This window comes from Exiguobacterium sp. s143 (assembly GCF_018618895.1).
In the GTDB taxonomy this organism is placed as follows: domain Bacteria; phylum Bacillota; class Bacilli; order Exiguobacteriales; family Exiguobacteriaceae; genus Exiguobacterium_A; species Exiguobacterium_A abrahamii.
Map to the genome: position 1 here is coordinate 118,561 of NZ_JACSMX010000006.1, position 24,126 is coordinate 142,686.

26 protein-coding genes are annotated in these 24,126 nt (G+C 46.3%); 13 read left to right on the plus strand and 13 right to left on the minus strand.

From position 1 onward, the window contains the following. The first annotated feature begins 76 nt into the window (after positions 1 to 76). Positions 77 to 445: an ArsR/SmtB family transcription factor gene (locus KNQ03_RS15850; protein WP_017474136.1), complete on the plus strand. Its 369-nt coding sequence runs from the start codon at positions 77 to 79 to the stop codon at positions 443 to 445. Next, positions 438 to 2,567: a heavy metal translocating P-type ATPase gene (locus KNQ03_RS15855; RefSeq protein WP_214725541.1), complete on the plus strand. Its 2,130-nt coding sequence runs from the start codon at positions 438 to 440 to the stop codon at positions 2,565 to 2,567. The genes KNQ03_RS15850 and KNQ03_RS15855 overlap by 8 nt, the downstream gene beginning before the upstream one ends. Positions 2,568 to 2,767: 200 nt before the next feature. Here the strand turns inward: KNQ03_RS15855 and KNQ03_RS15860 are convergent, their stop codons facing one another. Then, positions 2,768 to 3,751 (minus strand): heavy metal translocating P-type ATPase, encoded by a 984-nt coding sequence (locus KNQ03_RS15860; RefSeq protein WP_214725543.1) that lies wholly within the window; start codon positions 3,749 to 3,751, stop codon positions 2,768 to 2,770. A 14-nt stretch (positions 3,752 to 3,765) separates the two neighbouring features. Here KNQ03_RS15860 and KNQ03_RS15865 point away from each other — a divergent pair, with 14 nt between their 5' ends. The 3 genes from KNQ03_RS15865 (at position 3,766) to KNQ03_RS15875 (ending at position 5,596) form a co-directional block, all read left to right on the plus strand. Beyond that, on the plus strand, positions 3,766 to 4,908 hold the full coding sequence (locus KNQ03_RS15865) for a copper resistance D family protein (protein ID WP_214725545.1): 1,143 nt from the start codon (positions 3,766 to 3,768) through the stop codon (positions 4,906 to 4,908). 197 nt (positions 4,909 to 5,105) lie between these two features. Beyond that, a complete protein-coding gene (gene relB, locus KNQ03_RS15870; RefSeq protein ID WP_026829710.1) occupies positions 5,106 to 5,330 on the plus strand; it encodes a type II toxin-antitoxin system RelB family antitoxin in 225 nt (74 codons plus the stop codon). Next, complete coding sequence (locus KNQ03_RS15875; RefSeq protein WP_047395636.1) at positions 5,327 to 5,596, plus strand: type II toxin-antitoxin system RelE family toxin; 270 nt, start codon at positions 5,327 to 5,329, stop codon at positions 5,594 to 5,596. Before relB (KNQ03_RS15870) ends, KNQ03_RS15875 begins: the two co-directional genes overlap by 4 nt. A gap of 279 nt (positions 5,597 to 5,875) precedes the next feature. Here the strand turns inward: KNQ03_RS15875 and KNQ03_RS15880 are convergent, their stop codons facing one another. From KNQ03_RS15880 to KNQ03_RS15895, 4 genes are all read right to left on the minus strand, one after another. Next, positions 5,876 to 6,169 (minus strand): type II toxin-antitoxin system RelE family toxin, encoded by a 294-nt coding sequence (locus tag KNQ03_RS15880; protein ID WP_214725547.1) that lies wholly within the window; start codon positions 6,167 to 6,169, stop codon positions 5,876 to 5,878. Positions 6,170 to 6,172: 3 nt separating this feature from the next. Further along, on the minus strand, positions 6,173 to 6,493 hold the full coding sequence (locus KNQ03_RS15885) for a hypothetical protein (protein WP_053451887.1): 321 nt from the start codon (positions 6,491 to 6,493) through the stop codon (positions 6,173 to 6,175). A gap of 251 nt (positions 6,494 to 6,744) precedes the next feature. Continuing rightward, positions 6,745 to 7,197: a JAB domain-containing protein gene (locus tag KNQ03_RS15890; RefSeq protein WP_082318459.1), complete on the minus strand. Its 453-nt coding sequence runs from the start codon at positions 7,195 to 7,197 to the stop codon at positions 6,745 to 6,747. Between the two features lie 382 nt (positions 7,198 to 7,579). Beyond that, entirely contained in the window at positions 7,580 to 8,395 is an 816-nt protein-coding gene (locus tag KNQ03_RS15895; protein ID WP_214725549.1) for an SMI1/KNR4 family protein, read from the minus strand. Between the two features lie 299 nt (positions 8,396 to 8,694). On the opposite strand from KNQ03_RS15895, the gene KNQ03_RS15900 reads away from it, so the two are divergent. From KNQ03_RS15900 to relB (KNQ03_RS15910), 3 genes are all read left to right on the plus strand, one after another. Next, the gene (locus KNQ03_RS15900; RefSeq protein ID WP_214725551.1) at positions 8,695 to 9,687 is read left to right on the plus strand and encodes a DNA/RNA non-specific endonuclease; all 993 of its coding nucleotides are present in this window, start codon (positions 8,695 to 8,697) and stop codon (positions 9,685 to 9,687) included. Positions 9,688 to 9,866: 179 nt separating this feature from the next. Further along, complete coding sequence (locus KNQ03_RS15905) at positions 9,867 to 10,202, plus strand: YolD-like family protein (RefSeq protein ID WP_214725553.1); 336 nt, start codon at positions 9,867 to 9,869, stop codon at positions 10,200 to 10,202. A gap of 226 nt (positions 10,203 to 10,428) precedes the next feature. Beyond that, positions 10,429 to 10,653 carry a type II toxin-antitoxin system RelB family antitoxin gene (gene relB / locus KNQ03_RS15910; protein ID WP_214725555.1) on the plus strand — a complete coding sequence of 75 codons (225 nt, stop codon included), beginning with the start codon at positions 10,429 to 10,431 and terminating at the stop codon, positions 10,651 to 10,653. Between the two features lie 321 nt (positions 10,654 to 10,974). On the opposite strand, the gene fabF is transcribed toward relB (KNQ03_RS15910), so the two are convergent. Continuing rightward, positions 10,975 to 12,213, minus strand: coding sequence for a beta-ketoacyl-ACP synthase II (gene fabF / locus KNQ03_RS15915; RefSeq protein ID WP_214725557.1), 1,239 nt, complete (start codon positions 12,211 to 12,213; stop codon positions 10,975 to 10,977). A gap of 118 nt (positions 12,214 to 12,331) precedes the next feature. Between fabF and KNQ03_RS15920 the strand changes: the two genes are divergently transcribed. The 3 genes from KNQ03_RS15920 to KNQ03_RS17115 all read left to right on the plus strand — a co-directional run bounded on the left by KNQ03_RS15920 (position 12,332) and on the right by KNQ03_RS17115 (position 14,688). Beyond that, the gene (locus KNQ03_RS15920) at positions 12,332 to 13,171 is read left to right on the plus strand and encodes a helix-turn-helix transcriptional regulator (protein ID WP_214725559.1); all 840 of its coding nucleotides are present in this window, start codon (positions 12,332 to 12,334) and stop codon (positions 13,169 to 13,171) included. Positions 13,172 to 13,451: 280 nt separating this feature from the next. After that, entirely contained in the window at positions 13,452 to 14,495 is a 1,044-nt protein-coding gene (locus KNQ03_RS15925) for a Fic family protein (RefSeq protein ID WP_251140336.1), read from the plus strand. Beyond that, positions 14,473 to 14,688, plus strand: a complete 216-nt coding sequence (locus KNQ03_RS17115; RefSeq protein ID WP_371743278.1) for a hypothetical protein — start codon at positions 14,473 to 14,475, stop codon at positions 14,686 to 14,688. Before KNQ03_RS15925 ends, KNQ03_RS17115 begins: the two co-directional genes overlap by 23 nt. A gap of 620 nt (positions 14,689 to 15,308) precedes the next feature. Here KNQ03_RS17115 and KNQ03_RS15935 read toward each other — a convergent pair. The 6 genes from KNQ03_RS15935 to KNQ03_RS15960 form a co-directional block, all read right to left on the minus strand. Beyond that, positions 15,309 to 16,043 (minus strand): ABC transporter permease, encoded by a 735-nt coding sequence (locus KNQ03_RS15935; protein ID WP_214725561.1) that lies wholly within the window; start codon positions 16,041 to 16,043, stop codon positions 15,309 to 15,311. A gap of 278 nt (positions 16,044 to 16,321) precedes the next feature. Then, a complete protein-coding gene (locus tag KNQ03_RS15940; RefSeq protein WP_214725563.1) occupies positions 16,322 to 17,050 on the minus strand; it encodes a GntR family transcriptional regulator in 729 nt (242 codons plus the stop codon). Between the two features lie 82 nt (positions 17,051 to 17,132). Continuing rightward, on the minus strand, positions 17,133 to 18,554 hold the full coding sequence (locus KNQ03_RS15945; protein ID WP_214725565.1) for a glycoside hydrolase family 1 protein: 1,422 nt from the start codon (positions 18,552 to 18,554) through the stop codon (positions 17,133 to 17,135). 47 nt (positions 18,555 to 18,601) lie between these two features. Beyond that, entirely contained in the window at positions 18,602 to 19,939 is a 1,338-nt protein-coding gene (celB, locus tag KNQ03_RS15950; RefSeq protein WP_214725567.1) for a PTS cellobiose transporter subunit IIC, read from the minus strand. Between the two features lie 15 nt (positions 19,940 to 19,954). After that, the gene (locus KNQ03_RS15955; RefSeq protein WP_029343447.1) at positions 19,955 to 20,284 is read right to left on the minus strand and encodes a PTS sugar transporter subunit IIA; all 330 of its coding nucleotides are present in this window, start codon (positions 20,282 to 20,284) and stop codon (positions 19,955 to 19,957) included. Positions 20,285 to 20,289: 5 nt separating this feature from the next. After that, on the minus strand, positions 20,290 to 20,586 hold the full coding sequence (locus KNQ03_RS15960) for a PTS sugar transporter subunit IIB (RefSeq protein ID WP_214725568.1): 297 nt from the start codon (positions 20,584 to 20,586) through the stop codon (positions 20,290 to 20,292). Between the two features lie 147 nt (positions 20,587 to 20,733). Between KNQ03_RS15960 and KNQ03_RS15965 the strand changes: the two genes are divergently transcribed. Then, positions 20,734 to 22,527 (plus strand): type I phosphomannose isomerase catalytic subunit, encoded by a 1,794-nt coding sequence (locus KNQ03_RS15965; protein ID WP_214725570.1) that lies wholly within the window; start codon positions 20,734 to 20,736, stop codon positions 22,525 to 22,527. A gap of 375 nt (positions 22,528 to 22,902) precedes the next feature. Here the strand turns inward: KNQ03_RS15965 and KNQ03_RS15970 are convergent, their stop codons facing one another. After that, positions 22,903 to 23,490 carry an HNH endonuclease gene (locus tag KNQ03_RS15970; RefSeq protein ID WP_214725573.1) on the minus strand — a complete coding sequence of 196 codons (588 nt, stop codon included), beginning with the start codon at positions 23,488 to 23,490 and terminating at the stop codon, positions 22,903 to 22,905. Between KNQ03_RS15970 and KNQ03_RS15975 the strand changes: the two genes are divergently transcribed. Then, positions 23,476 to 24,126, plus strand: a 651-nt coding sequence (locus KNQ03_RS15975; protein ID WP_214725575.1) for an IS30 family transposase, incomplete at its 3' end; no start/stop codon positions are given. The genes KNQ03_RS15970 and KNQ03_RS15975 overlap by 15 nt on opposite strands.

Below are 24,126 nucleotides of genomic sequence, written 5' to 3' on the forward strand. Positions count from 1 at the left end.
ATAAACACTTGAATGAATTATTAAAAATGGTTATACTATATTCAAATAAACACTTGAATGATATTGGGGTGAGAATGTGATTAAGAAAGATACTTGTGAAATTTATTGTTATGACGAAGAAAAGGTCAATCGAATACAAGGTAATTTACAGACAGTAGATATTTCTAGTGTTGCCCAAATGTTAAAAGCTATTGCAGATGAAAATAGAGCAAAAATTACCTATGCTTTATGTCAAGATGACGAACTGTGTGTGTGTGATATAGCAAATATTATAGGTGTTACGGTTGCAAATGCCTCTCATCACCTGCGAACGCTCCATAAGCAAGGGATTGTTAAGTTTCGAAAAGAGGGAAAACTTGCATTTTATTCATTAGATGATGAGCATATCAGACAAATTATGATGATTGCATTGGCACATAAGAAAGAGGTGAAGATCAATGTCTAGTGGGAAAGCAAAACTGTCTGAAGAAGAAATGAAAGCCTATCGTGTTCAAGGATTTACTTGTACTAACTGTGCAGCCATTTTTGAAAATAATGTTAAAGAACTTCCCGGTGTTCAGGATGCGAAAGTAAATTTCGGAGCATCTAAAGTTTATGTTAAAGGGACGACAACCATTGAAGAATTAGAAAAAGCAGGAGCATTTGAAAATTTAAAAATTCGAGATGAAAAAGAACAAAGGGTAGAACGAGAACCTTTTTGGAAGCAGAAAGAAAACATTAAGGTATATATATCAGCTCTTTTACTTGTAGTTAGCTGGTTCTTAGGAGAGCAGTATGGTGAAGAGCATGTTCTACCGACAATTGGTTATGCAGCGTCCATTTTAATCGGTGGATATTCGTTATTCATTAAAGGTCTCAAAAATCTAAGCAGATTAAATTTCGATATGAATACGCTTATGACTATTGCAATTATAGGAGCTGCAATCATTGGTGAATGGGGTGAAGGGGCAACCGTTGTTATCCTATTTGCGATTAGTGAAGCATTAGAGCGTTATTCAATGGATAAAGCACGTCAATCTATTGAATCTTTAATGGATATTGCCCCAAAAGAAGCGTTAATTCGACGAAGCAATGAAGAAATGATGATTCATGTTGATGATATTCAAGTTGGAGACATCATGATTGTTAAGCCCGGTCAAAAGTTAGCAATGGATGGAATAGTGGTTAAAGGTACATCGACATTAAATCAGGCTGCGATTACAGGTGAAAGTGTTCCAGTAACGAAAACCACAAATGATGAAGTATTTGCAGGAACCTTGAATGAAGAAGGGTTACTTGAGGTTAAAGTAACAAAACGAGTTGAAGATACTACTCTTTCAAAAATCATTCACTTGGTAGAAGAAGCCCAAGCAGAACGGGCCCCTTCTCAAGCGTTTGTCGATAAATTTGCAAAATACTATACACCAGCTATTGTCATACTAGCTCTTTTAATTGCGGTAGTTCCACCATTATTTGGCGGAGACTGGAGCCAATGGATTTATCAAGGCTTAGCTGTATTAGTGGTTGGTTGTCCTTGTGCCTTAGTAGTCTCAACTCCAGTTGCTGTGGTTACAGCAATAGGAAATGCAGCGAAAAATGGTGTTTTAATTAAAGGTGGTATCCATTTAGAAGAAGCAGGACACTTAAAAGCGATAGCCTTTGATAAAACAGGAACATTAACCAAAGGGATTCCTGCTGTAACAGACATTGTGACATATGGTAGAAATGAAAATGAATTAATGACCATAACAGCAGCCATTGAAAAAGGATCACAGCACCCTCTTGCTTCAGCGATTATGCGAAAAGCAGAAGAAAATGGATTAAAATTCAACGAAGTAACAGTAGAGGATTTTCAATCCATTACAGGTAAAGGCGTTAAAGCCAAAATAAATAATGAAATGTATTATGTGGGAAGTCCAAATCTTTTTGAGGAATTACACGGAAGCATTTCAAGCGATAGGAAAGAAAAAATTGCCGATATGCAAACTCAAGGTAAAACGGTGATGGTGTTAGGAACAGAAAAAGAAATTCTTTCGTTTATTGCCGTAGCCGATGAAATGAGGGAATCGTCTAAAGAAGTTATCGGCAAGTTGAACAATATGGGAATCGAAACAGTGATGCTAACAGGCGATAACCAAAGAACGGCAACAGCCATCGGAAAACAAGTTGGTGTTTCGGATATTAAAGCTGACTTACTTCCAGAAGATAAGCTTAATTTTATTAAAGAACTTCGAGAAAAACATCAAAGTGTGGGGATGGTCGGAGATGGCGTGAATGATGCTCCAGCCCTTGCGGCATCTACCGTTGGTGTAGCAATGGGTGGTGCTGGAACTGATACAGCTTTAGAAACGGCTGACATCGCCTTAATGTCTGATGATTTGAGTAAATTGCCATATACAATAAAATTAAGCCGTAAGGCTTTAGCAATCATCAAGCAAAACATTACCTTCTCTTTGGCGATTAAATTAGTGGCATTACTTTTGGTCATGCCCGGTTGGTTAACACTTTGGATAGCTATATTTGCTGATATGGGAGCAACTTTACTTGTAACATTAAACAGTTTACGCTTATTGAAAATCAAAGAATAGGTTCTAAAATGGGCGTCAACTATCGGGTGCGATCATTGAAAACAATGTTATGCTTCAAAAGGGATATTAACAGGAAATATACAACTAAAGGACGCTTTAACTGAGCAACGGAAAAAGCCAAATTTCTCAATTGATGTTGAGAAATTTGGCTTTTTAGTATGGGAATTTCCTTAGCATTGTAAATCCGCATTTTCCTGACGCTACCCCTTATAGAACCACTCTCCCCAACTACCAAGTTGGAGTAAAGGTGGGACGATCATCAGCAACAATGCACCTAGGAAGACGAACGGTGTATACACTTTCGCGAAACGATCGATGAACGCTTCACTCGGTGCTTTATTATCCTGCGCTTCCTCGACCAGTTCAATGATGTGCGCAAGCGTCGTCTCTTGATACGTCTTCTCGACGATCATGTCGAACGAACGATCCATGTTGAGCGTTCCGGCAAATACGTGATCGCCTTCCTTCTTATCGACAGGAATCGATTCGCCCGTGATCGGTGCTTGATTGATGGTCGTCGTCCCGTTCAGGATCGTGCCGTCCAGTGCAACCTGATCACCTGGTCGAATCCGGAGGATTTCTCCGACTCGCACCGCTTCCACCGGTTTACGTCTAACGTCCCCGTCCGTCAGCACGAAGGCTTCCTTCGGAGACAGTTCGATCAGTTTCTGAATGGAATTGCGCGTCCGCGCAAGGGAGCGATTCTGAAGCAAATTGCCGATGGCAAAGAGGAAGACGACGGTCGCTCCCTCGAGCCACTCCCCGATACATGCGGCACCGATGGCTGCTACGCTCATCAATACGTTCATGTCGAGTGAGCGGGCACGGACGGCATAATAGGCACTCCGGAAAACTCTCCCCCCACTGAGGATCAAGGCGATACCGTACAAAACATTCGGAAGATACGCTACTCCGCTCGTTTGGATGAGCAATCCCAGACCAATCAAAATCCCGGACAGGATCAAGGAGATCCCCTCGAACGACCGGACCGGTGCCTCGGACGTTTTCTTTCCCTTGACGTATCCATCGAAACCGATCTTGTTCAGCTCGCTTTGGACTTGTCGAGCATCCAGCTGATGGTCGATTTCCATCTCCCCACGGGCAAACGAAACTGTGACGGTCTGGACATTTTGCATCTTTTGAAAGTGTTGTTCGATCGTCTTAGCACAGCTACTACAGTCCATCCCGGAAACGGTGAATGTTTGGACGAGCTGATCTGATTTATCGGGAAGGGGCGGAAGCGATGACCGCGCTCTATCTGATCGGCGATACGCTCCTCTACGGTTGTCTTGCGCTGTTGATCGGTTTCTTTTCCGTCCAGCTCATCCCTCGTTCTTACCGACCTGACGTATCGCTTTCAATCCGCTGGGTTCGCATGCTCATCGTGCTGATGCTGTTATCCTTTTCCCTGTCCGTCTTACGAATCGTACTGTATTTATATGAAGAGATCGGTTTTTGGATAACACTGCGATCCGTGTTACTTACATTCGAGGCAGGGAACGCTTGGATTCTGATGGCTCTCTGGAGTGTACTCCTTCTCATCGTCATCAATCGTGCATCACTCAGTCCTGGACGTATAAAACTAGGGGTATTCCTTGTTATGGCGATGGTCGTTACGTTCGCGTGGTCCGGGCACGCCTCTAGCATCAAAGGGGCAGAAGGCATGCTCGTACATTCTATTCACGCACTCGCCGTCTTCATCTGGACCGGTGGATTGCTCATACTCGGCTTTTGGAGTCCATTAGACCGTAACTGGGGCATCTTCCTCGAATGGTTCAAACCACTCGTGACGCTATGTTTCTTACTGATCGTCGGTTCCGGCATCTATCTGATGTCTGTCGTCGTGCAGGTAGAGGAGTATTCCGATTCCTGGATTTTACCGTATGGACAAGCCTTACTCTGGAAACACGTCCTGATTCTACCCGTGCTGATCATCGGTATCATGAACGGGAAGTGGAGTTACGCGTCTCCTGAACGATCGTTTGAAGTCCGACGGATGCGGATGCGCATGGAAGGCATCTTGATCCTGCTTCTCTTCACAGCGACTGCGTGGCTCGGTCAACAGGAACCCCCTCACTCGATCAAGGATACTCTTCAATCCAGCGGGGCTGGTCCACTGTCAGGGTTTCTTTTCCCTAGCTTGCGTTTCACCTATTCTGATATCCGGTTCGAGCCGACCATGATATCCCTCTTCTTGATGGCAATCAGCCTCCTTTTCGTGGGATTGTTGGTGTACGTCATCCGATCAACCCAAGACTCCATCAAGACCCTCTATCTTGGATTAGGCGTCTCGATCTCATTATTTTTCACAGCGTTGTATAGTATTTCCGTGTATTTATGATCCTCCACATGAGCATTTCAGCGTGTGCGACGTCTTATACAAAAAGAAAGGCATGCGATACAACAGCCTTTCTTTTTTCATACTTATTCATCATTTTCATACTAGTTATAACAGGTTCAATCCTATTTTAAATCGGTGCCATTTCTAGACTACTACTGGAATATGTATTACAATGTATTACAAAGGAGCTGATAATCATGAGTACCATTTCCGTACGTCTGGATGACCAGGATACACGACTCATCAAAGAATATGCGAAGGCAAAAAACATCACGATTTCTACACTCGTTCGCGATGCCGTCCTCGACCGCATCGAAGACGAAATCGATTTACAACTCTATCATGATTCGATGGCAGCACACCGTAAAAAATCAGAAGCGATCTCTTTCGACGATATGATGAAGGAACTTGATTTAGAATGACAGCATTTACGGTAGAGTTTGAGCGCGGAGCTCAAAAGTCTCTCAAGAAGATGGATCCTCAACAAGCGCGGATCATCATGTCCTGGATCAAGAAGAATCTGGTCGGGACGGATGATCCGCGTCGTCATGGTAAGGGACTCGTCTCGAACAGATCGGGTGAATGGCGTTATCGCATCGGTGATTATCGTCTGATTGCTGACATCCAGGATGAAAAAGTCGTGATTTTGATTCTCGAGATCGGGCATCGTCGTGATATCTATAAATAAGACAGGTAGAACTCACATCTGAGGAAATATGTGAGTTTTTTTTTTTTGTTTTTAAAACGACCGTTATGTATACAAAAATGATTACTCTTTCACAATAAATGAATCGAATGGATCGATTTCAATATCAAAGTCTATAAACGCATCTTTTTATCAATGTATTTTTAATAGTCCTTTTATGCATAAAAAGATAAATGACTTCGGTCATACTTTGAAAAAAGCACGACAAAAAGGATCAGCGTATAGATACCATCGAGTATCTGAACGTTGATCCTTTTTCAATTATCCATCTAATCGTTGTTCAGCCATTTTATAAATTTCATCTTTATCCCGTTTACCGATCGCTACAATTTGAATGATTTGGAGTTTACCGCCGATTTCTCTAAAAACAACGCGTAACCCCATTTTTCTATTTTTCAACTTATTGCAATGCGACAAATTTCCACTGAGTGGCTGCCCTGCTGCCATCCCTATAGAAACGATTCGGTTCAACGCTTTGTCTACGAATATCTTTTGACTACCATCGAGGTTATCGTAATCTTCTTTCGAATATTGCGTCCACTCAAGCTGATACAATGATCACTCCCACCCATCCATTTCATCAATAGTCGTAGGGTGAGTTACCTGTTCTCCACGGACTTCTGAATCAGTATAAGTGCGGACATTTTTGTTAGATAGTCGCATCTCAACAGTCAAATCATCTAATCGACTGTACAATTCTTCGATTTCTTTATTGAGTGATTCGTATTGCTGTTGCGTCAACATGACGCCCGCAACTTTTTCACGGTTAAAAACATATACGCCGGCCGCTTCACGATCTGCTTTTTGGAAAGCTTCCATAGGAGACCGTTTCACGTCAGATATAGAAGTGGTTGGAATATCAAGTATTCGCATTCCCATCATTATGCCCTCCTCTTATTTTTCTTTAGTATACACCTTTTAAAAGACTTTTAAAAGACTTTTAAACGTTCCTTTTGATTCTTGTACTATCTATAGTTAACCCCTATTTTTGCAATAAAACCCAAAAAACAATAGGATTCTCATTTACTGAGTTCCCTATTGCTTGTTAGACACTACTTTATTTAAATACAACAATGCCCTTGCGCGTGGACAGGACGGGGTTTCCCCGTCCGTCTACACTTATCGTCTCTTTACAAAACACCTTGTGCTTTCAAGCTGACGTATTCTTCTCCGGCACCGACGATGATGTGGTCGAGGAGCTGGATGCCGACGATGCGTCCGACTTCAACGAGCCGTTCCGTCACCTCGATGTCTTCCCGTGATGGATGCGGGTCACCGCTCGGATGCTGATGACTGACGATGAGTGACGTCGCATTGTTAAGAATGGCGGACTTGAAGATTTCTCGGGGATGGACGACGCTTGAGTTGATGCTACCAACGTGTGCCCGATGGACGGCAATGACGCGGTTCTTCGTATTGAGCAGGATGACAAGGAACACTTCACGGTCATCGTCCTGGATGAAGCGTTTCGCGACACAGAACGCGTCCTCGGGAGATGTGATATGCGTCGTCTCGAGCGCGACATCCGGCTCTCGGACCTCTTGGCGGATACGAGTGATTTCAACGAGTGTAGTCAGTTTCATGGAAAAACTCCTTTCGCGAGTGGGATGCAGTCCGACACGGTGCCGTCCTGTTGACGGGAACGCAGCGAGCGCTGGCGAGGAGCGAGCTAGAGTACGGAAACAGGACGGCTTGCGGTCCCCTTCCATCAGACAGAGCGGGACCGCTCTGTTCCGTGCTTTTAAAATGATCATTTATCGCATTAGCTATTCCAAATAGGATGACTAAAATGAATTCTTCCTTACTCGTCGATCCCGAGTAGTCTGTGAGCGGACCGTTCCAGCATTTGAAATATCTGATCTCGCTACTGACAAAAAGTAATGTATAAAAAAGAGACAAATCCCAAATTTTTAGGATTAGTCTCTTTTGGTTTCAAAGACATGTTGCTAAAAAGCTATTGATCCATTACATATCTGATTCAAGCTGTACAACTACATGGCTCAAATCTGATACATCTTCCTTTTCATTAAATAGTGCAATTGCCTGCTCATGTGTCATATAGTTTTCGACTGATCTGTCCATCAATACTTGAGCTAATAGTTCCGCGTATGAATCTAGTTCGTCTTCATAGTTCGAATCTTGGACACGTCCACGCAATTCACTGACCAATCCTTTAACGTCTTCACCTCTTGTCGACCACATGCGATAAGCCATCAGTCGTTCGTCCTCATCATTCCCCGCGATTACTTCTCGAATTTCATCCATCGAAGGATAGTCGGCAAATACATCTTCGTGTGTTAATTCAACTCCGCCTTCAACTTGATCATTTCGACGAACGAGATGATCGAGGAGTTGGTCGAAGCTCTCTGCTACGAAGTGTGTTGTCTCATCCGAAATGTCCAAACACCAAATATGTGGTGCGTTAGGGGTGTCATCGAAACCGAAGTACCAAAGGTAACTGCCTTGACCCTCGCCGAACAGCATCAATTTTCCAGTTAATCCCCACTCAGCTAACGTAGACCTGCCGTCCTCAAATTCCTCCACCGTCAAGGGTTTGAAACGATTCAACGGTAGATGAAGACTATCTTCTTCGTCAGACCATGTGTTTTCGAAATCAACATTCACTGAATCGAATACAAGATCCCCACCATTTTGTTCTTCTAACTTTTCGATATATTTTTTAGGAAGACGAGCGCCTAATTCTTTTTCGATTTGTTTCACGTTTTCTTTATTTAGTGATAAAGCAACCTCATCTTCTAACAACTCATCCCAAAAATTCATCAAAGCACCTCTTTCACTACATTTATATATTTGTATATTTATATACTCATTAATACTATACGCTATATTTTTTAAAATTTTGCATGATTGAGAATCGAATGCTGACGAGATGTCATTTTAAATACGGAAACTGAACGGTATATGGTTCCTTTCCATCAAACAGAGCAGTTCCCGATCTGTCCCCCGCCCTTGAGGTAATCAATCAATCGCATCAGCCTTCAGAAATAAGACAGCAGAAATGAAGGACTAGCGTTATAATGAAGGACGCAACGACAGCTTAATCTAAAAGGAGTACACCCATGAAGATTTCTTACATAACAATTCCGCTTATCGTCCTACTGATGGCAGGATGTACAGATGCGGAGACGACCTCACCTCTACCAGATGAGACAGAGCAAGTAGCGCAGCAGGAAGACACGACTACACAAAAGACCGATGCGACGAAGGACGCCGATCAACATCCTGAAAAAAAGGCGGATACTCGTACAGTCACGCAATCAAAGGAGACGAATCCATCAACGGAATCAAAAACGAAGACTCCGCATGATTCTTTCAAAGGATATAAGAAGATTACGATCGATGGCGGAGATCTGTCCGGTAGTCGGCAGGCGAACGTCGTCGTCGACATCGGGTTCGGTGACCGGAAATATTGGGCGTTCACGAATGAACACGGTCAGCTGGTCCGCGTCATCGCGAAGAAGATCGTCCTCCAGGATGATGAGACGGAAGACGTCACGCGTGACGGACGCTACTACTCCGATGAAGCGAAAGTGCCTGGCGTCGAACGTACGGATCTCGACGAAGGACATATCATCGCCGATTCGCTCGGTGGCGTTTCGAATGCCTACAACATCACTCCGCAGGACAGTACACTGAATCGTCATGGTGATCAGGCGTACATGGAGGACGTCATCCGCAAGGCGGGTGGCGCAACGAACTTTGAAGCACAAATCACCTACCCGAATACGTCGACGATGATTCCATCCGCGTATCAGTATACCTACACGGTCCGCGGGAATACCGTCGTCGACCGGTTCAAGAACGACAATCCGGACGAGACGAATGCCGCACTCGGTCTGACGAAGAAAAAGGAGACGAAAAAAGAACCGGTAGCGAAATCAGCTCCCGGTACTGCAGCGACCGAGGATATCTCGCGCGTCGATACCGACGGCAATGGTCAAGTGACGATCCAGGAAGCGAAGGACGCAGGCTTTGCGATGCCAATCACGGAGAAGCACTGGCTATACCAATATATGCGGGACAACGACCATGACGGCATGGTGGGAGAATGAATCTCCTCATTTAATCGAATAGCCGAAACATACTGGAGCAGTGACGAGATCCTCGTCGCTGCCTTTTTTCGTCCCAGAAACGGAGGCATTGATGAGACGTCGAAATATCGGATTGAAAACAAGAGAAACGAGGAACATAATAAGAACAAATGTTCTTATTATAGGAAGGAGTGCTTTTAATGAGTTATGAAGACCGTGGCAACAAGAAATGGATCCCGTTCCTGATGCCCGAACACAAAGGATTGCTGAAACGCTATTATCAAGAGGTCCATCATCTCAAGTTCGAGGATACGGAGGGACCGATCGACGGAACGATCGAGAACGCGTTGAACGACGCCATCTTCAGCGGAGACATCGTCACGGTGACGGCGATGAACGGTCCGTTGACGCATCGTTTCGATGCCTTCGTCGAGAAGCTCGACTATGTGCAGGAGGAGGTCCATCTCGTCAAACGAAATCTAGACGTCGAAATCGTCTCGTTCAAGCAAATCTTGAGCGTCACGCTATCAGAGTAAAGAAAAAGATAATGATAGTCATCCTCTTTTTTAACATAGTCAAAACACAAGAGAATGAACATGTTTATCTCAATTTGAGTAGATTTCAATCTACTTCCTTATGACGAATCTTCTTCATTCGAGATGTTGAAAGGTCGAATCTTATGTAGGTGATCCAGTATCGATCGCAATCGTATGAGCTAAATCTGCATCCAGACTACAATCTATGATAAAGGGGTTGATGAAAATGAGTATGATTACAATTCGATTGAACGATAATGAGATACACCTCATTCAAGAATATGCGAAGGCGAAGGGCATTACGATTTCCGAACTCGTGCGAGATGCTGTCCTCGATCGCATCGAAGACGACATAGATCTACAGCTTTATCGTGACGCTAAAGAAGCACATGAGAAGCAATCAAAAGCACTTTCTTTTGACGATGTGATGAAGGAGCTAGAATTAGAATGACGACATATACAGTTGTGTTTTAGGTGTGGATTTAAATCTCCCTTCAGAAGGTGGATTACTAAAAATATAGATCTCGACGTCCTTAATCAAGCGAAATCTGATTAAATGGATGTATCGCGTTGTCACAAAAAAGATAGAATGTGTTACGAATCGTTGGATGAATGATGATACAGCAGGGGTGAAGATTCCCGAATCGCTAATATTTATTAAGCGTTGTATACACAAAAATATTGTAAACATTTCGACGTCGAAATGTTTACAATCCATTTTTAGTGAGTACTTACATATGGAGTTCTCTTGTCCGCACTCAGACTCTGAAGCTTAATCCATATATTTTTTCAAGACGATGGCGGCGTTATGACCACCGAATCCAAAAGAATTGGATAGTCCGTACTCTAATTCCACCGAACGAGCCCCTTCTGCCACATAATCCAAGTCACACATAGGATCCTCGATTTCAAGATTGATCGTCGGTGGAATGATTCCTTCCTGTAAACATTTCGCAAGCGCAATCGCTTCCGCTCCACCGGCAGCACCGAGCATGTGACCCAACATTGATTTGTTCGCCGTCACCGGGAGTGTATTTGCATGTTCCTTAAACAATTTTTTAATCGCACGTGTCTCGGACTGATCGCCGACGATCGTACTCGTCGCATGGGCACTGATCACATCGATGTCCTTCGTCTCAATCCCTGCCTGTTGGACGGCACGCTTCATGGCGAGGTATGCTCCCTGACCTTCCGGATGGGTCGCCACTATATGATAAGCATCTGAACTTGCTCCGTATCCGACGACTTCCGCATAGATGGACGCACCTCGTTGCTTCGCATGTGTTAACGATTCTAGAATCAAGATGCCCGCTCCCTCCGACATCACGAAACCATCGCGTGTCCCGTCAAAAGGGCGACTCGCTTGAGCAGGTGACTCGTTTCGTGTAGATAATGCCGTCGCATTACCGAAGCTTGCTATGGACAATTCCGTGATGCCCGCTTCCGTTCCACCAGCGAATGCAGCATCAGCCTCTCCCATTCGAATGAGTCGATATGCTTCACCAATAGCCGTGTTTCCGATCGCACACGCGGATACAGGTGACATGGAAGGTCCCATCGCTTGCCACTTGATGCTAATCTGAGCGGCTGCTGCGTTAGACATCATCGAAGGTACGAGACTCGGGCTGACCCTTCTCGGACCTTTTTGGTGTAAAGCATAAACACCGTCAATCAACGTTTCAATTCCTCCTACACCTGACCCCACATACACAGCAAGTCTTTCCCGATCCAGATCAGATTCTCCTAGCTTAGAATCGTTCCAGGCTTGATCAGCAGCCGCTAATGCGAACTGGACGAAGCGATCCAGGTTACGAGAGGCTTTTTTACCAATCGCCTTTTCCGCATCAAAGTTTTTTACACTCCCTGCAATCTTTACTTTGAAATCAGTCGTATCAAACGTATCGATTTCCGTGATGCCTGAATTTCCAGCAATCATATTATTCCAAAAGGACTCCACATCGTTTCCGATTGGTGAGACGACACCCATTCCTGTAATCACTACGCGCTCCATTTTTCTTCACTCCTTGTAATAGTATGAGATAATCATACGTGTCATGTATCCTATTACAAGTGTTCATTTATCCTATTATAATTGATACTTGGATGGAGAGAAATCAGGAGGAACGTATATGGACGACTCGAATCGATTAGAAGCTCTATCCTATTTTTTGAAGACGAAAAGAGCACAGCTCAAACCGGAATCAGTGGGGCTACCGCCTGGATCAAGAAGGAGAACGCCTGGCTTGAGAAGAGAGGAAGTTGCTCAATTAGCAGGAGTCAGTACGACATGGTACACCTGGTTAGAACAAGGAAGAGATATTAAGGTATCTAGAAGCGTCTTAGACTGTATCGCCCAGGCGTTATGTCTGAACAGGGATGAACACGAATATTTGAACGATTTAGCATTAGGGACGCAGGTCGTCAGTATGAAAATTCAAGCTTCCCCTATGACTATCAGTCCGTCACTCAAAAAAATTCTCTCTGCCTTGACGACGTGCCCGACGATCATTACGGATCGTTACTGCCATATCGTCGGCTGGAATCCTGCAGCGGCCCATGTGTTCGTAGATTTTGCGACCATTCCAGAATCACAACGTAACCTCATTCGCCTCTTGTTCTCACAGAAAGAATTTAAAGTACTTGCCGGGAATTGGGAACACTTCGCCAAAGGATTCTTGTCCATTTTCCGTACATACTACGGTCAATACTCTGGTGATGAATGGTATACGTCCTTCATACAGGAGATGAGTAATACGTATCCTGAATTCAAATCACTCTGGATGGAGAGTCAGGTCAGTAAGGCTCCGGAAATCCTGATTGAATTCCGTCATGGAAAAGTTGGCAAGATGCTATTCGACTTGACCTCCCTCCAAGTACAGGGAGAAGACGACTTGCGATGTAGCATCTATACACCGGTTGAGGAATCCGGTACAGAAGAAAAACTGAAACGATTAATCTCAGCTCAGTGAATTCGAAGGAATTGAAAACTAACGAAAGCCTGCGAGCGATCGTCGAGACACTTTCAATGCCAGGATTGTTTTTAAGTCAGTCAGGATCATTCGACTTTCGGTTAAAAAAAGTAATCGTGGTCAAAAACAAATAAACATAGTCAAAATGCGATGATTTGACTATGTTTATGCGTGTATGAACGACATTAAATACGTTATAATGAGTTTAAACATAGTCAAACACTATGAAAATGAGTATGTTTAACTTTATATGATCTATTTCGTGAAGGGAGTTCGACGCATGCGCGACTATACATATACCTATCTCAAAGACCTCGCCCTGCCGATGGAGACCGTCCGTTTGATTGGACGGATCAATGAGTATAAGGGCAAGCAGGATCTCTATAAACAGCAAGCGCCTCAAATCCTCAACACCTTACGCGATGTCGCCGTCATCCAGTCGACGAAAGCATCGAATGCGATCGAAGGAATCATCGTCACGGAAAGTCGTCTCCAAACTATTATGTCGAAGTCAGCCGACCCTGCCGATCGTTCAGAGGCAGAGATTGCTGGTTACCGCGACGTCCTCAACCTGATTCATGCTTCAGCCGAGGATATCCCGGTCAATGCGAACATTCTAATGCAACTACACAAGGAACTCTATAAATTCGTCCCCGTCGAAGGTGGGCGGTGGAAGAACGTCGACAATGAGATCAGCGAAACGTTCCCGGATGGCACGCGCCGGACGCGCTTCACCCCAGTCCCTGCGTTCGAGACCCCGGCAGCGATGCAGGCATTATGCGACAGCCTTCGTGAGCGCAGGCAACAAGAAGACGTCGACCCACTCATCCTGACGAGCTTGTTCGTCCTCGATTTCCTATCGATTCATCCGTTCAATGACGGGAATGGTCGAATGGCCCGGTTGTTGACCCTCTTGCTGCTCTATCAGTATGGCTTCGAAGTCGGACGCTACATCAGTCTTGAGAAGATCGTCGAATCACGGAAGGAAGATTATTATGAGTCACTCCGTCTCTCCTCCGTGCGTTGGCACCAGAACCAACAGAATCCGTTCCCTTGGATCAACTATTTGCTGAGCACGATTCTTGCTGCCTACAAAGAACTCGAGGATCGCGTCGGATTGGTCACGACGGGTAGTCAGAACAAGAACAATCGGATTCGTCGTTTCGTCGAAGGACGCATCACACCATTCACGAAGGCAGACGTAAGGAAAGCTTGCCCCGACATCAGTGAGGCGACAATCAATCGCGTGTTGCGCGACTTACGTGACGAGGGAATCATTGCCCCATCCGGTCTTGGACGGAGTGCGAAATGGACGAAGCAATAACACTACATGGTATCTCCCTGATAGCACTCGCCGGAAGTGCTTCATTCCAGTCCCTGCATTCGAAACACCAGCGGCGATGCAGGCGTTATGCAACATCCTATTCGAACGTCGGCAACAAGAGGATGTCGATCCGCTTATCCTGACGAGCCTGTTCGTCCTCGATTTTCTATCGATCCATCCGTTCGTTCAATGACGGGAATGGTCGGACGACACGACTGTTGACGCTCTTGCTGCTTTATCAATACGGCTTTGAAGTCGGACGCTACATCAGTCTCGAGAAGGTCATCGAATCGCGGAAGGTAAACTATTATGAGTTTCTCCGTCTCTCCTCTGTACATTGGCATCAAAACCAATAAGATCCGTTCCCTTTGATCAACTACTTGCCGATCCCGATTCTTAGCGCTGTAAGATCGCGTCGGATTGGCGGACGACGGGGAGCCATACCAAGAACAATCCGTTTCGTCAAAGGACGGATCATATTGTTCACGAAGGCAGATGTTAGAAATGCTTGTGCTGATATCAGTGAGGCAACCATCAATCCAGTAATGCTACCTGAGATACAAAATAAAGAGATCGTCTACATAAATTCGAGGAGTTCGACGATTTCCGTAATACGAAGCAACAATACATTTGATTCTATAATGAAGAGCAGTACCAAAAACCAAAAACGACTAAACGGCTTGAGCCCATTAAAATTGAGGACTCAAACCGTTTAATAATTATTTATTATTTTGACTATCTACTTGACCGGGAACAGTTCAATACTGTGTTGATTTTCTAAAAGTCGTTCAACAAAATGTCTATAGAAAAAAGTCAGTACTGCTTTTTTCTAGCCTTAAAATAAATGAGTGAGATACATACAAAGATAATAAAAATAAGATAATAAATGTTATTCATGTGGATAGGTGTCCAGTTCCAAACAGCTAGCAATAATTCTTTCATATGATAGAAAGGATTAATATCGACTAGGAATTTCAAATAGCTTGGAATACTATCTACTGAAAACATCAACCCAGATCCAAATAAGACATATTGGAACATGATGATTGTATAAGGTAATACCTGTCGTGAGTTCTCAAAGAGATTATGGGTAGAAAGGCTAAACAATAATGTAATGAAAATCACGAATATAAATGTAATTAAAAATAACAATAAATGGTCAGTAATCGTAGTTTTAAATACAAATAGACCAATTAAAAGTATCTCTGCAAAACCAATTAAAGATAGCACTACACCTCTAAATACATATGTAAATATGACTTGGTAAATGCTAATTCCTGAAAGGACAAGGCGCTTATGTATCCCTCGTTCTTTTTCAGTTACGTATTGAAGACCGATGTTAAAGAACAGAATTAAGAACGAAATTAATAACGCATAAATCGGAATATATGGACCAAAATTTTCAGCACTACCAATTTGAGCACTAAATATTTTCATGAATACGAAAAAGAATATACCAGGAAGAATCATTATTGGTAAAGCGAAAAATGGTTCTCGTAAAAATACCAGCATGTCGTATTTAATCAACCGAGCAACGGACTTGTTCATACCTTATTCACTTCCTTATTTACAATTGAGAAATATACTTCTTTAAAGTATGTAGCATTGTATTTTTCTTTCAAATCTTTAGGCTTACCTTGTTCAGCAATTTCACCATCATTTAAAATTCTTCAGTTACCTAGTCGTCGAGAATTTCTTTAAAAGTATAAGAAAGGCGTATACATTTCGACATTGAAATGTATACGCCTTTCTTATTTGATCATTTAATAGTATCACTCAAGTTCACTCAGGTCGGGAAAATGCTTATCTACTTGCCCCATCGTCATTCATCGACCGATGTGAACGGAAGTAAAGACGAACTTATCGTAACGATGCCTCGAGAACGAATACTCGAACGGCTTCCCGTTCCCGAGGAAGACGACTTGCTCGACCTCGATGATCGGATCGGTCTCCTCGTTCCCAAGGTAATCACGGTCCCACTGGTTCGGTTTATCCGCCCGAATCATCTTATGTGAGCTTGTGATCGTGTAACCGAGTTCTTCCTGGATGTATCGATAGATCGAACTATCGAGGACCTCCTTCGTCACTCCAGTGATCAACGAGGAGGGCATGAACGTATGCTCGATCACGTAAGGTTCATCATCGACATAACGGACGCGTCGTATCTCGTAGACGGGATCGGTCTTCTCAATCATCAAATGACGGGCGACCTCTGCATCCGGGAAGCGCACCTCGAACTGGAGGACCTCACTCCTGACCGTCCGCTCGCCAAGAAGCTTCGTCAGCCCTTGGGATTCTTTGTTCAACACGTTGATCCTACCCTGTGAGAAGCTCGAAGGCAGGATGAAGGTCCCCTGTCCTCGTTGACGATAGATGATGCCTTCCGACACCAGGATTTCAAGTGCTCGCTTCATCGTCATCCGGCTGACCGCGAACTCCTCCGCGAGTTGAATTTCGTCCGGCATGGCTTCCTCGACGTCATAACCTCCGTTAAGGATTCGTCCGCGCAGTTCATCTGCGATTTTCTCGTACTTTGGTTTCTTTTTAGTAGACATGATTACACCCCATGTATAGACATATACGTATAATATAACAAAAAGGGATGACCAGGGCTAGATATACCCTGATCATCCTTCATCATCTCACGAACCCATCCTCTTCAATCACGCGCTTGAACCAGTGACCACTCTTCTTGACCGTCCGGCTCTGACTCGTAAGGTCCACGCCGACGAAGCCGTAGCGGTTCTTATAGGCGTTACTCCAAGACCAGTTGTCCATGAAGGTCCAGAGGTGGTAGCCCTTGACGTTCGAACCTTCCTCCATGGCCAGATGCACCCACTTCAGGTGCTCCGCGATGAAGTCGATCCGGTAACCGTCCTGGATGCTGCCATCCGCATCGCGATAGCGTTCCTCCCCCTCGACCCCCATCCCGTTCTCCGAGATGAAGCACTCGATGTTCCCGTAGTTCTCACGAAGGTTCGTCAGGATGTCATAGACGCCCTTCTCGTAAATTTCCCAGCCGCGATGACGGTTCATCTTCCGTCCCGGCATCTCATAATAATCGAACAGGTGCTCCGGCATGAACGGTGCCTTCGGGTTCGGAAGGTGTTCCTTCACCTTGATCCGTCTCGGCTGATAGTAATTGATACCAAGCAGGTCGACCGTGTGTGTCGCGATCGTATGACGATCCTTCTCCTCCATGAGCGGGAGGGCGTCCTGTTCCTCCAACAGTTCGACCAGTTTCTTCGGGAAGGTACCCAGTACAGATGGATCCAGGAAAGAGCGGTTGAACAGGATGTCCGCCAGATGAGCAGCATGAAGGTCCGCCTCGTTCCGGCTTCTCGGATAGGACGGCGTCAGGTTGAGGATGATGCCAATCTTGCCAGCCTGGCCCGACTCCTTATACGCCTCGATGGCAAGGGCACTCGATAAGATTGAATGATAAGCGACCTGGACGGCGCGCTTGAAATCCACCACGTTCGGATAATGGAAGTCGTACAGATAGCCTCCCTCTACCGGAACAATCGGTTCGTTGTGCGTGAACCATTTCGTCACGCGGTCCCCGAACAGCTCGAAGCAGACCTTGGCATAGTCGACGTAACGTGTGACGACGTGTCGGCTCTCCCAGCCGCCCTTTTCCTGTAACGCGAGCGGCATGTCGAAGTGGTACAGGTTCACGAACGGCTCGATGCCGGACTCAATCAACTCATTGATCACGCGATTGTAGAAGTCGACTGCCTGGGGATTGACCTCTCCTTCCCCGGTCGGGAACAGACGGGACCAAGAGATCGACATCCGGAACGAGTTGTGACCGAGTTCCTTCATCAGGGCGATGTCCTCTTCGTACTGGTGATAGAAGTCGGATGCCACCGTCGCACCGACGCCGTCGAAGAAACGATTCGGCTCTTGCTCGTACCAGTAGTCCCAAATGTTCGGTCCCTTCCCGCCCTCATGCGCAGCGCCTTCCATCTGTGTCGCGGATGCGGCCGTCCCCCACCAGAAGTCGGTCGGGAAGGTATACTTCTTCTCCTGCATGGTCGTGTTCTCTGTCTGATTCATCCTATGCACATCCTATCTATTATTGTTTTTCACTCAAGCGACGTCGTTCAGCCGATTTGTTCCTTCTTCTCCTGCGTGGCGTTCGCTTCCTCACGCTCCTTCTTCAGGTTCAGTCGATCGATGAAGACGAGGAACGGGAACCATACCGCCATGATGATGGCGAAGTTGACGAGCTGTAACAGACCTCCGGCGAGGGAGTTGGTCGCCATCATGCCACTGATGAACATCGGGACGGTCCACGGCACGGCTACGCCGGTCGGAGGCGGGACGATGCCCGTAGACATGGCGAAGTATGTCACGGTCACCGTGATCAATGGTGCGACAATCCATGGAATCATGATCAACGGGTTCATGACGATCGGGAGCCCGAAAATCATCGGCTCATTGACGTTGAAGACGCCAGGCCCGATCGATAGTTTCCCGATCTGCTTCAATTGCTTGGAGCGCATGAACAACAGGATGGCGACGACCACCGCCAGCGTCGAACCCGAGCCCCCAATCCCGACGGTGTAGATTTCGATGAACTGCTTGCTGATGATGTTCGGGATTTCTCCGTTCGCGGTATAGGCGTTCAGGTTTTCGAGGGACAGCGTGTTCCAAATCGGATCCATCACCGAGTTGACAATGACCTGTCCATGAAGACCGAAAAACCAGAACAATTGGACGAAGAAGATGGCGATCAATGTCGGGACGAGACCGTTCCCTAAGTTGACGAGTGGTTTCTGGACGAGATTGAAGATGAGGTCATGTAGGTTCGTGTCCAAAAGTGAAGTGACTGCGATGTTGATCCCGAGGAAGACAGTGAGCGTAAGTAATGCCGGCACGAGTGCCGAGAACGATTTGGCGACCGCGATCGGTACACCAGCTGGCATCTTGATCGTCCAGTTCTTCTGGACAATGAAGCGATAGATCTCTCCTGCCAGGAATCCTGTGATCATGGCGAGGAACATGCCCTTCGCGCCGAGTCGGTCGAGCGGGATGACGTTACCCACCGGCTCCGTGACGTTTTCGACCGAGACGAAGAACGGAGTAAGTAATAGGAACGAGACGAGGGCAATGACACCACCGAATACGGCTTCGACCTCATAACTCTTGGATAGATAATAGCCAATACCGAACACGACGAACAATGACATGATGCCCATCGTCGCAGATGGTGCATTCCCGAGCGACGTCTTGAAGGCGTCGAGCACGCCAGGGGACATGAACTTGTCGAGGAATGGTAGGTTGGCGACGACGACGATCAAGGAACCGAACATCGTAATCGGGAAAGCAAGCATGAATGCGTCACGTAACGTCTGCAGGTAGCGACTGTTGTTCAAGAATGCCGCCATCGGCATCAGGAAACGGCTCAACAGGTCGAACCACTTACTATTCTCTGTCATCTCAAACACTCCTTATCATTTTTTAGAGAACTTATGTTCCATGAGCTCGATGAGCCCGGCCGTCAGATCCAGCATCGTCTGCGTCGACATCAGATGGTCCTCCGCGTGTAGCAACAACAAGGATAGCGTCGTCGGTTCACCGCTCGCTTCCTTCTGGACCTGCCCGAAATGGACTTGATGTGCTTCTTGTAGTTGAGCGCGTGCATCCGACAGCAACCGCTCGAACTCCTCGAACGTCCCTTCCTTATAGGCTTCGATCGCCTCACGAATCGTACTTCTGGCATTCCCGCTGTGTAGGATCATCATGAACGCGACTTGCTCGATCGTCTGTTCGTTCGTCTGCATGTCGTTCACCCCATCAACTTCACGGCTTGTTCATAGGCCGCTTTTCCGTCCGCCATGCCATACGCCATCATGTCGATCACCTCGACGGGCTTTTCCGTCGCCTGCTGGAACTTCGAGAGAAGGAACCGCATCTGTGGTCCGATCAATATGACGTCGGCGCCATCCATCTCCTTCATTGCCTGGTCCTGTCCGACCGCCCAAATCTTCGCTTCTTCTCCGATATCCTTCGCATGTTCCTGCATCTTCGACACCAGGATGCTCGTCGACATCCCTGAACTACACGCCAACATGATTTTCTTCACCTAAAATCTCCTCCTTTTTTGTAATCGCTTACAAATATGATTATACGTGTTTTCCTTTTCATGTCTATACTTGATATTTAATTTGTTTATTTTTATTTTATAAAAGTGTAGAGTTGTAATTGAAAACAGGATAAAGGAGGAGTTAGCATGCAGGAAGCGATTTATTTCGAACCGATCGTCAAGGAACGGATATGGGGCGGACAGAGACTTCGCGAGTATGGGTTTTCCATTCCCGAAGACATTCCGACGGGAGAGGTCTGGACACTCGCGAGTCATCCGAACGGGATTACGCGCGTCAAATCCGGACCGCTCGTCGGTCTCGATCTGGAAGAGTTGTGGTCAAACCACCCTAAAATCTTCGGTATGGAGACGGATTCTGGTTTCCCACTCCTGTTGAAGTGGATCGATGCCTCGACGGACCTATCCGTTCAGGTCCATCCGAACGACGCCGATGCCAGACGTTATGAGCAACAACCTTACGGAAAGAACGAATGTTGGTACATCATCGATTGTCCGGAGGACGCCTCCCTCATCCACGGTCATTCCTTGTCTTGCCCGGAAGAATTCGACGAGGCCGTCCGGCAGGGGACGTTGTTGCAGTCATTGCATCACGTACCGGTATCGAAGGGTGATTTCCTCTATGTACCGGCGGGGACCGTCCATGCCCTGACGGAAGGATGTGTCGTCCTCGAAATCCAACAGAACTCGGACACGACCTATCGTCTGCATGACTATGATCGTCTCGATCCAATCACCGGCACCTTGCGCACACTCCACATCGAACAGGCCCGTCGCGTGATACGGTTCCCTCACTATCGTTACTTAGAGCCTTCCGTCCCGTTGTCTCCATCTAGAAGACGATTGACGCGGAATCCTGATTTCTTCGTCGAGGAATGGACCATCCGTCAGACCCATGCACTAGACCCGAGCCCGTCGTTCCGTATCATCACCGTCGTCGAGGGAACCATCGAATTGGACGACGTCGTGTTATCGGTCGGGGCGACCGCACTCCTCCCTGCCGGCAGCGAGCATGTCGTCTCCGGGGACGGTCTCATGTTGGTCACCGGACCTGCTCCGAAGACGATGAACCCGCTCCGGATCGGTGTCGATCTCGGCGGTACGCAGACACGCGTCGCCGTCGTCGATCAGGAGAAGGTCATCAAGCAGTTGTCCTTCCCGACTAATCCGGCCGCCGGACCCGGACCGACCATCTCGCACATCGAACATGCCATCCGATACTTCTCGGAAGAGTTCCATCTGACGAACATCGGCATCGCCGCGCCTGGTCCGCTCGACGCGAGGACCGGACACCTGTTATCCCCACCGAATCTGCCTGGCTGGGACCACGTCGACCTCGTCACCCCCATCGCCTCCCGATTCGGGCTCCCGACCCATCTCGAGAATGACGCGAATGCTGCGGCGCTCGGCGAGGCGTTGTTCGGAGCAGGACAGACATCCTCTTCCGTCTATTATGTGACGGTCAGCACCGGGATCGGTGGTGGCTATGTCCATGAGAAGAAGCTCATTCGCGGGGCTAATGGATATGCGGGAGAGATTGGCAACACCATCATCGATTCATCCGGGTCCGTCCATCCGGTGCTCAACGTCGGCTCCCTCGAGGGGTTGGCGAGCGGCACCGCACTCCAATCACGTGCCTTGGAGAAGGAAGCCTCGTCCATCGAGATGCTGCTCACCGTACCCTCAGAACGAACCCGATTCATCAACCACTTGGCGACAGGGCTCGCGAACATCATCCACACGATCGACCCCGAGGTCATCATCATAGGAGGGGGAGTCACAGGATCTGCAGATTTGTTCTGGGAAGAGTTGATCTGCCGAGTCCGCGAGCTCGTCTATCCTGCTCTTCGTCCGAGCATCGATGTACGTCTCGCGACATTGGAAGGTCATGCGGGGGTCATCGGTGCTGCCCATCTCGGCTGATTCTGATCATGTCAAAGAAAGTCTCGAACATCGCACTCATTGGCTAATCAATCGTAAGTGATGTTCGAGATTGAATGTATTAGTTAATAATGAATTAGAGAACAAAAAAAGATTGTATACATTTCGACATCGAAACGTATACAATCTTTTTATTTGAGATTAGAAATCGACGTGCCGTATATATAAAGGAATCAGGCACTAGTATGAGTAAACAAGTGGACCTCTATTTTATTTTAAAAGAAGATGATATACACAGATTCCAATCAATCGATTGATTGGATAAAAAGTCATAGAACTAGAATTATTACGCAGATTATACGGTTGGACCTCTTCAGAAAAATGAAGTCGTATACGGCTCATCATCATTCGTGATGTTCAATGCCTTCTTCCTTCTAATATTTCAATCAACTGTTCGACCGTCAAAACTTCATCTTTTTTTCTATGAATCATTCTATGGCAGTTAGCGCACAACGGGATTAAATCAGTTCTAGGATTAATTTCAGCGGGCTCTTCGAGCTCACTCAATTGCTGGATATGATGGATTTCGATATACTCCTTCCCACGTTCTCCATAGACGGCTTCAAAATCAAAACCACACGCCTTACGGATGACGCCATGCTCTTTGATTGCCAACAATCTATTTTTAGGATTGCGCTCGTAGCTCTTGACATATCGATACTTGATTCCGCCATCGACAAATCGTCCTTCTTGCACGTCTTCCGACGCGACGTCTAGATTCACGACTTGCTCTAGCCTCTGCGAATCCTGAGCCTTTTTCAAAAGTTCGATTGCAATCCTGAAATCTTGATCATCATTTTTACTGTTGTTATTTTTATTGGAATGACGAATTGTAATATTAAGTGCAACACCTAGCTGAAAACACAAAAAAACCCATAACGGCCTCGTGTAGAATAGAGTTACCACACAAAATTCAACGGAGGATTCGTTATGAGCTATATTCATCTTACCATATCAGAAAGAGTCAAAATAGAGACGTATCTCGAGCTAGGTTTCTCTGTCCGAAAGATTGCGGGACGCCTGGGGCGTCAACCTTCTACGATTTCACGAGAATTGAAACGAAATCCTCATTACGATTCTTCTCATGCTGACCATCGTTATGTGGAGCGAAAAAAGAAGTGCGGTGCACGTACGAAGTTTACGCTCGAAAAAGGAATCTGCATCCTCGAAAAATTACGGGAGACGTGGTCCCCTGAACAAATTGCCGGACGATTATTTCAAGAAGAAGGACTCTCGTTCAAGACAATTTATCGTTGGATTTATAGTGGCCTCGTCGAGGCCGATTCTGGACTTCTTCGGCAAAAGGGAAAGCGTCAGAAACCCCGTGAGACGCGCGGACGCTTCAACGTCGGACTGCCAATCAGTAAACGTCCGTCCGACGTCAAAGGGCGTCAAACGTTTGGACATTGGGAACTTGATACTGTTGTATCGGGTAGAGGAACGTCAAAAGCCTGTGTCGCAACGTTCGTCAAGCGAAAGAGTCGTTTTTATCTCGCTGTACCGATGGAAACTCGGTCCGCTCAATCGATGGAGTCTGCGATTCAAGCATTACATCTTTCCTTCCCGTTGGGAACGTTCCAA

What these genes read in the sequence shown, in the direction of transcription:
- KNQ03_RS15905 (WP_214725553.1), top strand. Translation starts at nt 9,867, where the DNA reads ATGAGTTATGAAGACCGTGGCAACAAGAAATGGATCCCGTTCCTGATG.
- celB (WP_214725567.1), bottom strand. Translation starts at nt 19,939, where the DNA reads ATGACAGAGAATAGTAAGTGGTTCGACCTGTTGAGCCGTTTCCTGATG.
- relB (WP_214725555.1), top strand. Translation starts at nt 10,429, where the DNA reads ATGAGTATGATTACAATTCGATTGAACGATAATGAGATACACCTCATT.
- relB (WP_026829710.1), top strand. Translation starts at nt 5,106, where the DNA reads ATGAGTACCATTTCCGTACGTCTGGATGACCAGGATACACGACTCATC.
- KNQ03_RS15935 (WP_214725561.1), bottom strand. Translation starts at nt 16,043, where the DNA reads ATGAACAAGTCCGTTGCTCGGTTGATTAAATACGACATGCTGGTATTT.
- KNQ03_RS15945 (WP_214725565.1), bottom strand. Translation starts at nt 18,554, where the DNA reads ATGAATCAGACAGAGAACACGACCATGCAGGAGAAGAAGTATACCTTC.
- KNQ03_RS15900 (WP_214725551.1), top strand. Translation starts at nt 8,695, where the DNA reads ATGAAGATTTCTTACATAACAATTCCGCTTATCGTCCTACTGATGGCA.
- KNQ03_RS15965 (WP_214725570.1), top strand. Translation starts at nt 20,734, where the DNA reads ATGCAGGAAGCGATTTATTTCGAACCGATCGTCAAGGAACGGATATGG.
- KNQ03_RS15925 (WP_251140336.1), top strand. Translation starts at nt 13,452, where the DNA reads ATGCGCGACTATACATATACCTATCTCAAAGACCTCGCCCTGCCGATG.
- KNQ03_RS15865 (WP_214725545.1), top strand. Translation starts at nt 3,766, where the DNA reads ATGTTTGGACGAGCTGATCTGATTTATCGGGAAGGGGCGGAAGCGATG.
- KNQ03_RS15940 (WP_214725563.1), bottom strand. Translation starts at nt 17,050, where the DNA reads ATGTCTACTAAAAAGAAACCAAAGTACGAGAAAATCGCAGATGAACTG.
- KNQ03_RS15920 (WP_214725559.1), top strand. Translation starts at nt 12,332, where the DNA reads ATGGACGACTCGAATCGATTAGAAGCTCTATCCTATTTTTTGAAGACG.
- KNQ03_RS15860 (WP_214725543.1), bottom strand. Translation starts at nt 3,751, where the DNA reads ATGGACTGTAGTAGCTGTGCTAAGACGATCGAACAACACTTTCAAAAG.
- KNQ03_RS15885 (WP_053451887.1), bottom strand. Translation starts at nt 6,493, where the DNA reads ATGGGAATGCGAATACTTGATATTCCAACCACTTCTATATCTGACGTG.
- KNQ03_RS15955 (WP_029343447.1), bottom strand. Translation starts at nt 20,284, where the DNA reads ATGCAGACGAACGAACAGACGATCGAGCAAGTCGCGTTCATGATGATC.
- KNQ03_RS15890 (WP_082318459.1), bottom strand. Translation starts at nt 7,197, where the DNA reads ATGAAACTGACTACACTCGTTGAAATCACTCGTATCCGCCAAGAGGTC.
- fabF (WP_214725557.1), bottom strand. Translation starts at nt 12,213, where the DNA reads ATGGAGCGCGTAGTGATTACAGGAATGGGTGTCGTCTCACCAATCGGA.
- KNQ03_RS15875 (WP_047395636.1), top strand. Translation starts at nt 5,327, where the DNA reads ATGACAGCATTTACGGTAGAGTTTGAGCGCGGAGCTCAAAAGTCTCTC.
- KNQ03_RS15970 (WP_214725573.1), bottom strand. Translation starts at nt 23,490, where the DNA reads ATGAATATAGCTCATAACGAATCCTCCGTTGAATTTTGTGTGGTAACT.
- KNQ03_RS15855 (WP_214725541.1), top strand. Translation starts at nt 438, where the DNA reads ATGTCTAGTGGGAAAGCAAAACTGTCTGAAGAAGAAATGAAAGCCTAT.
- KNQ03_RS15895 (WP_214725549.1), bottom strand. Translation starts at nt 8,395, where the DNA reads ATGAATTTTTGGGATGAGTTGTTAGAAGATGAGGTTGCTTTATCACTA.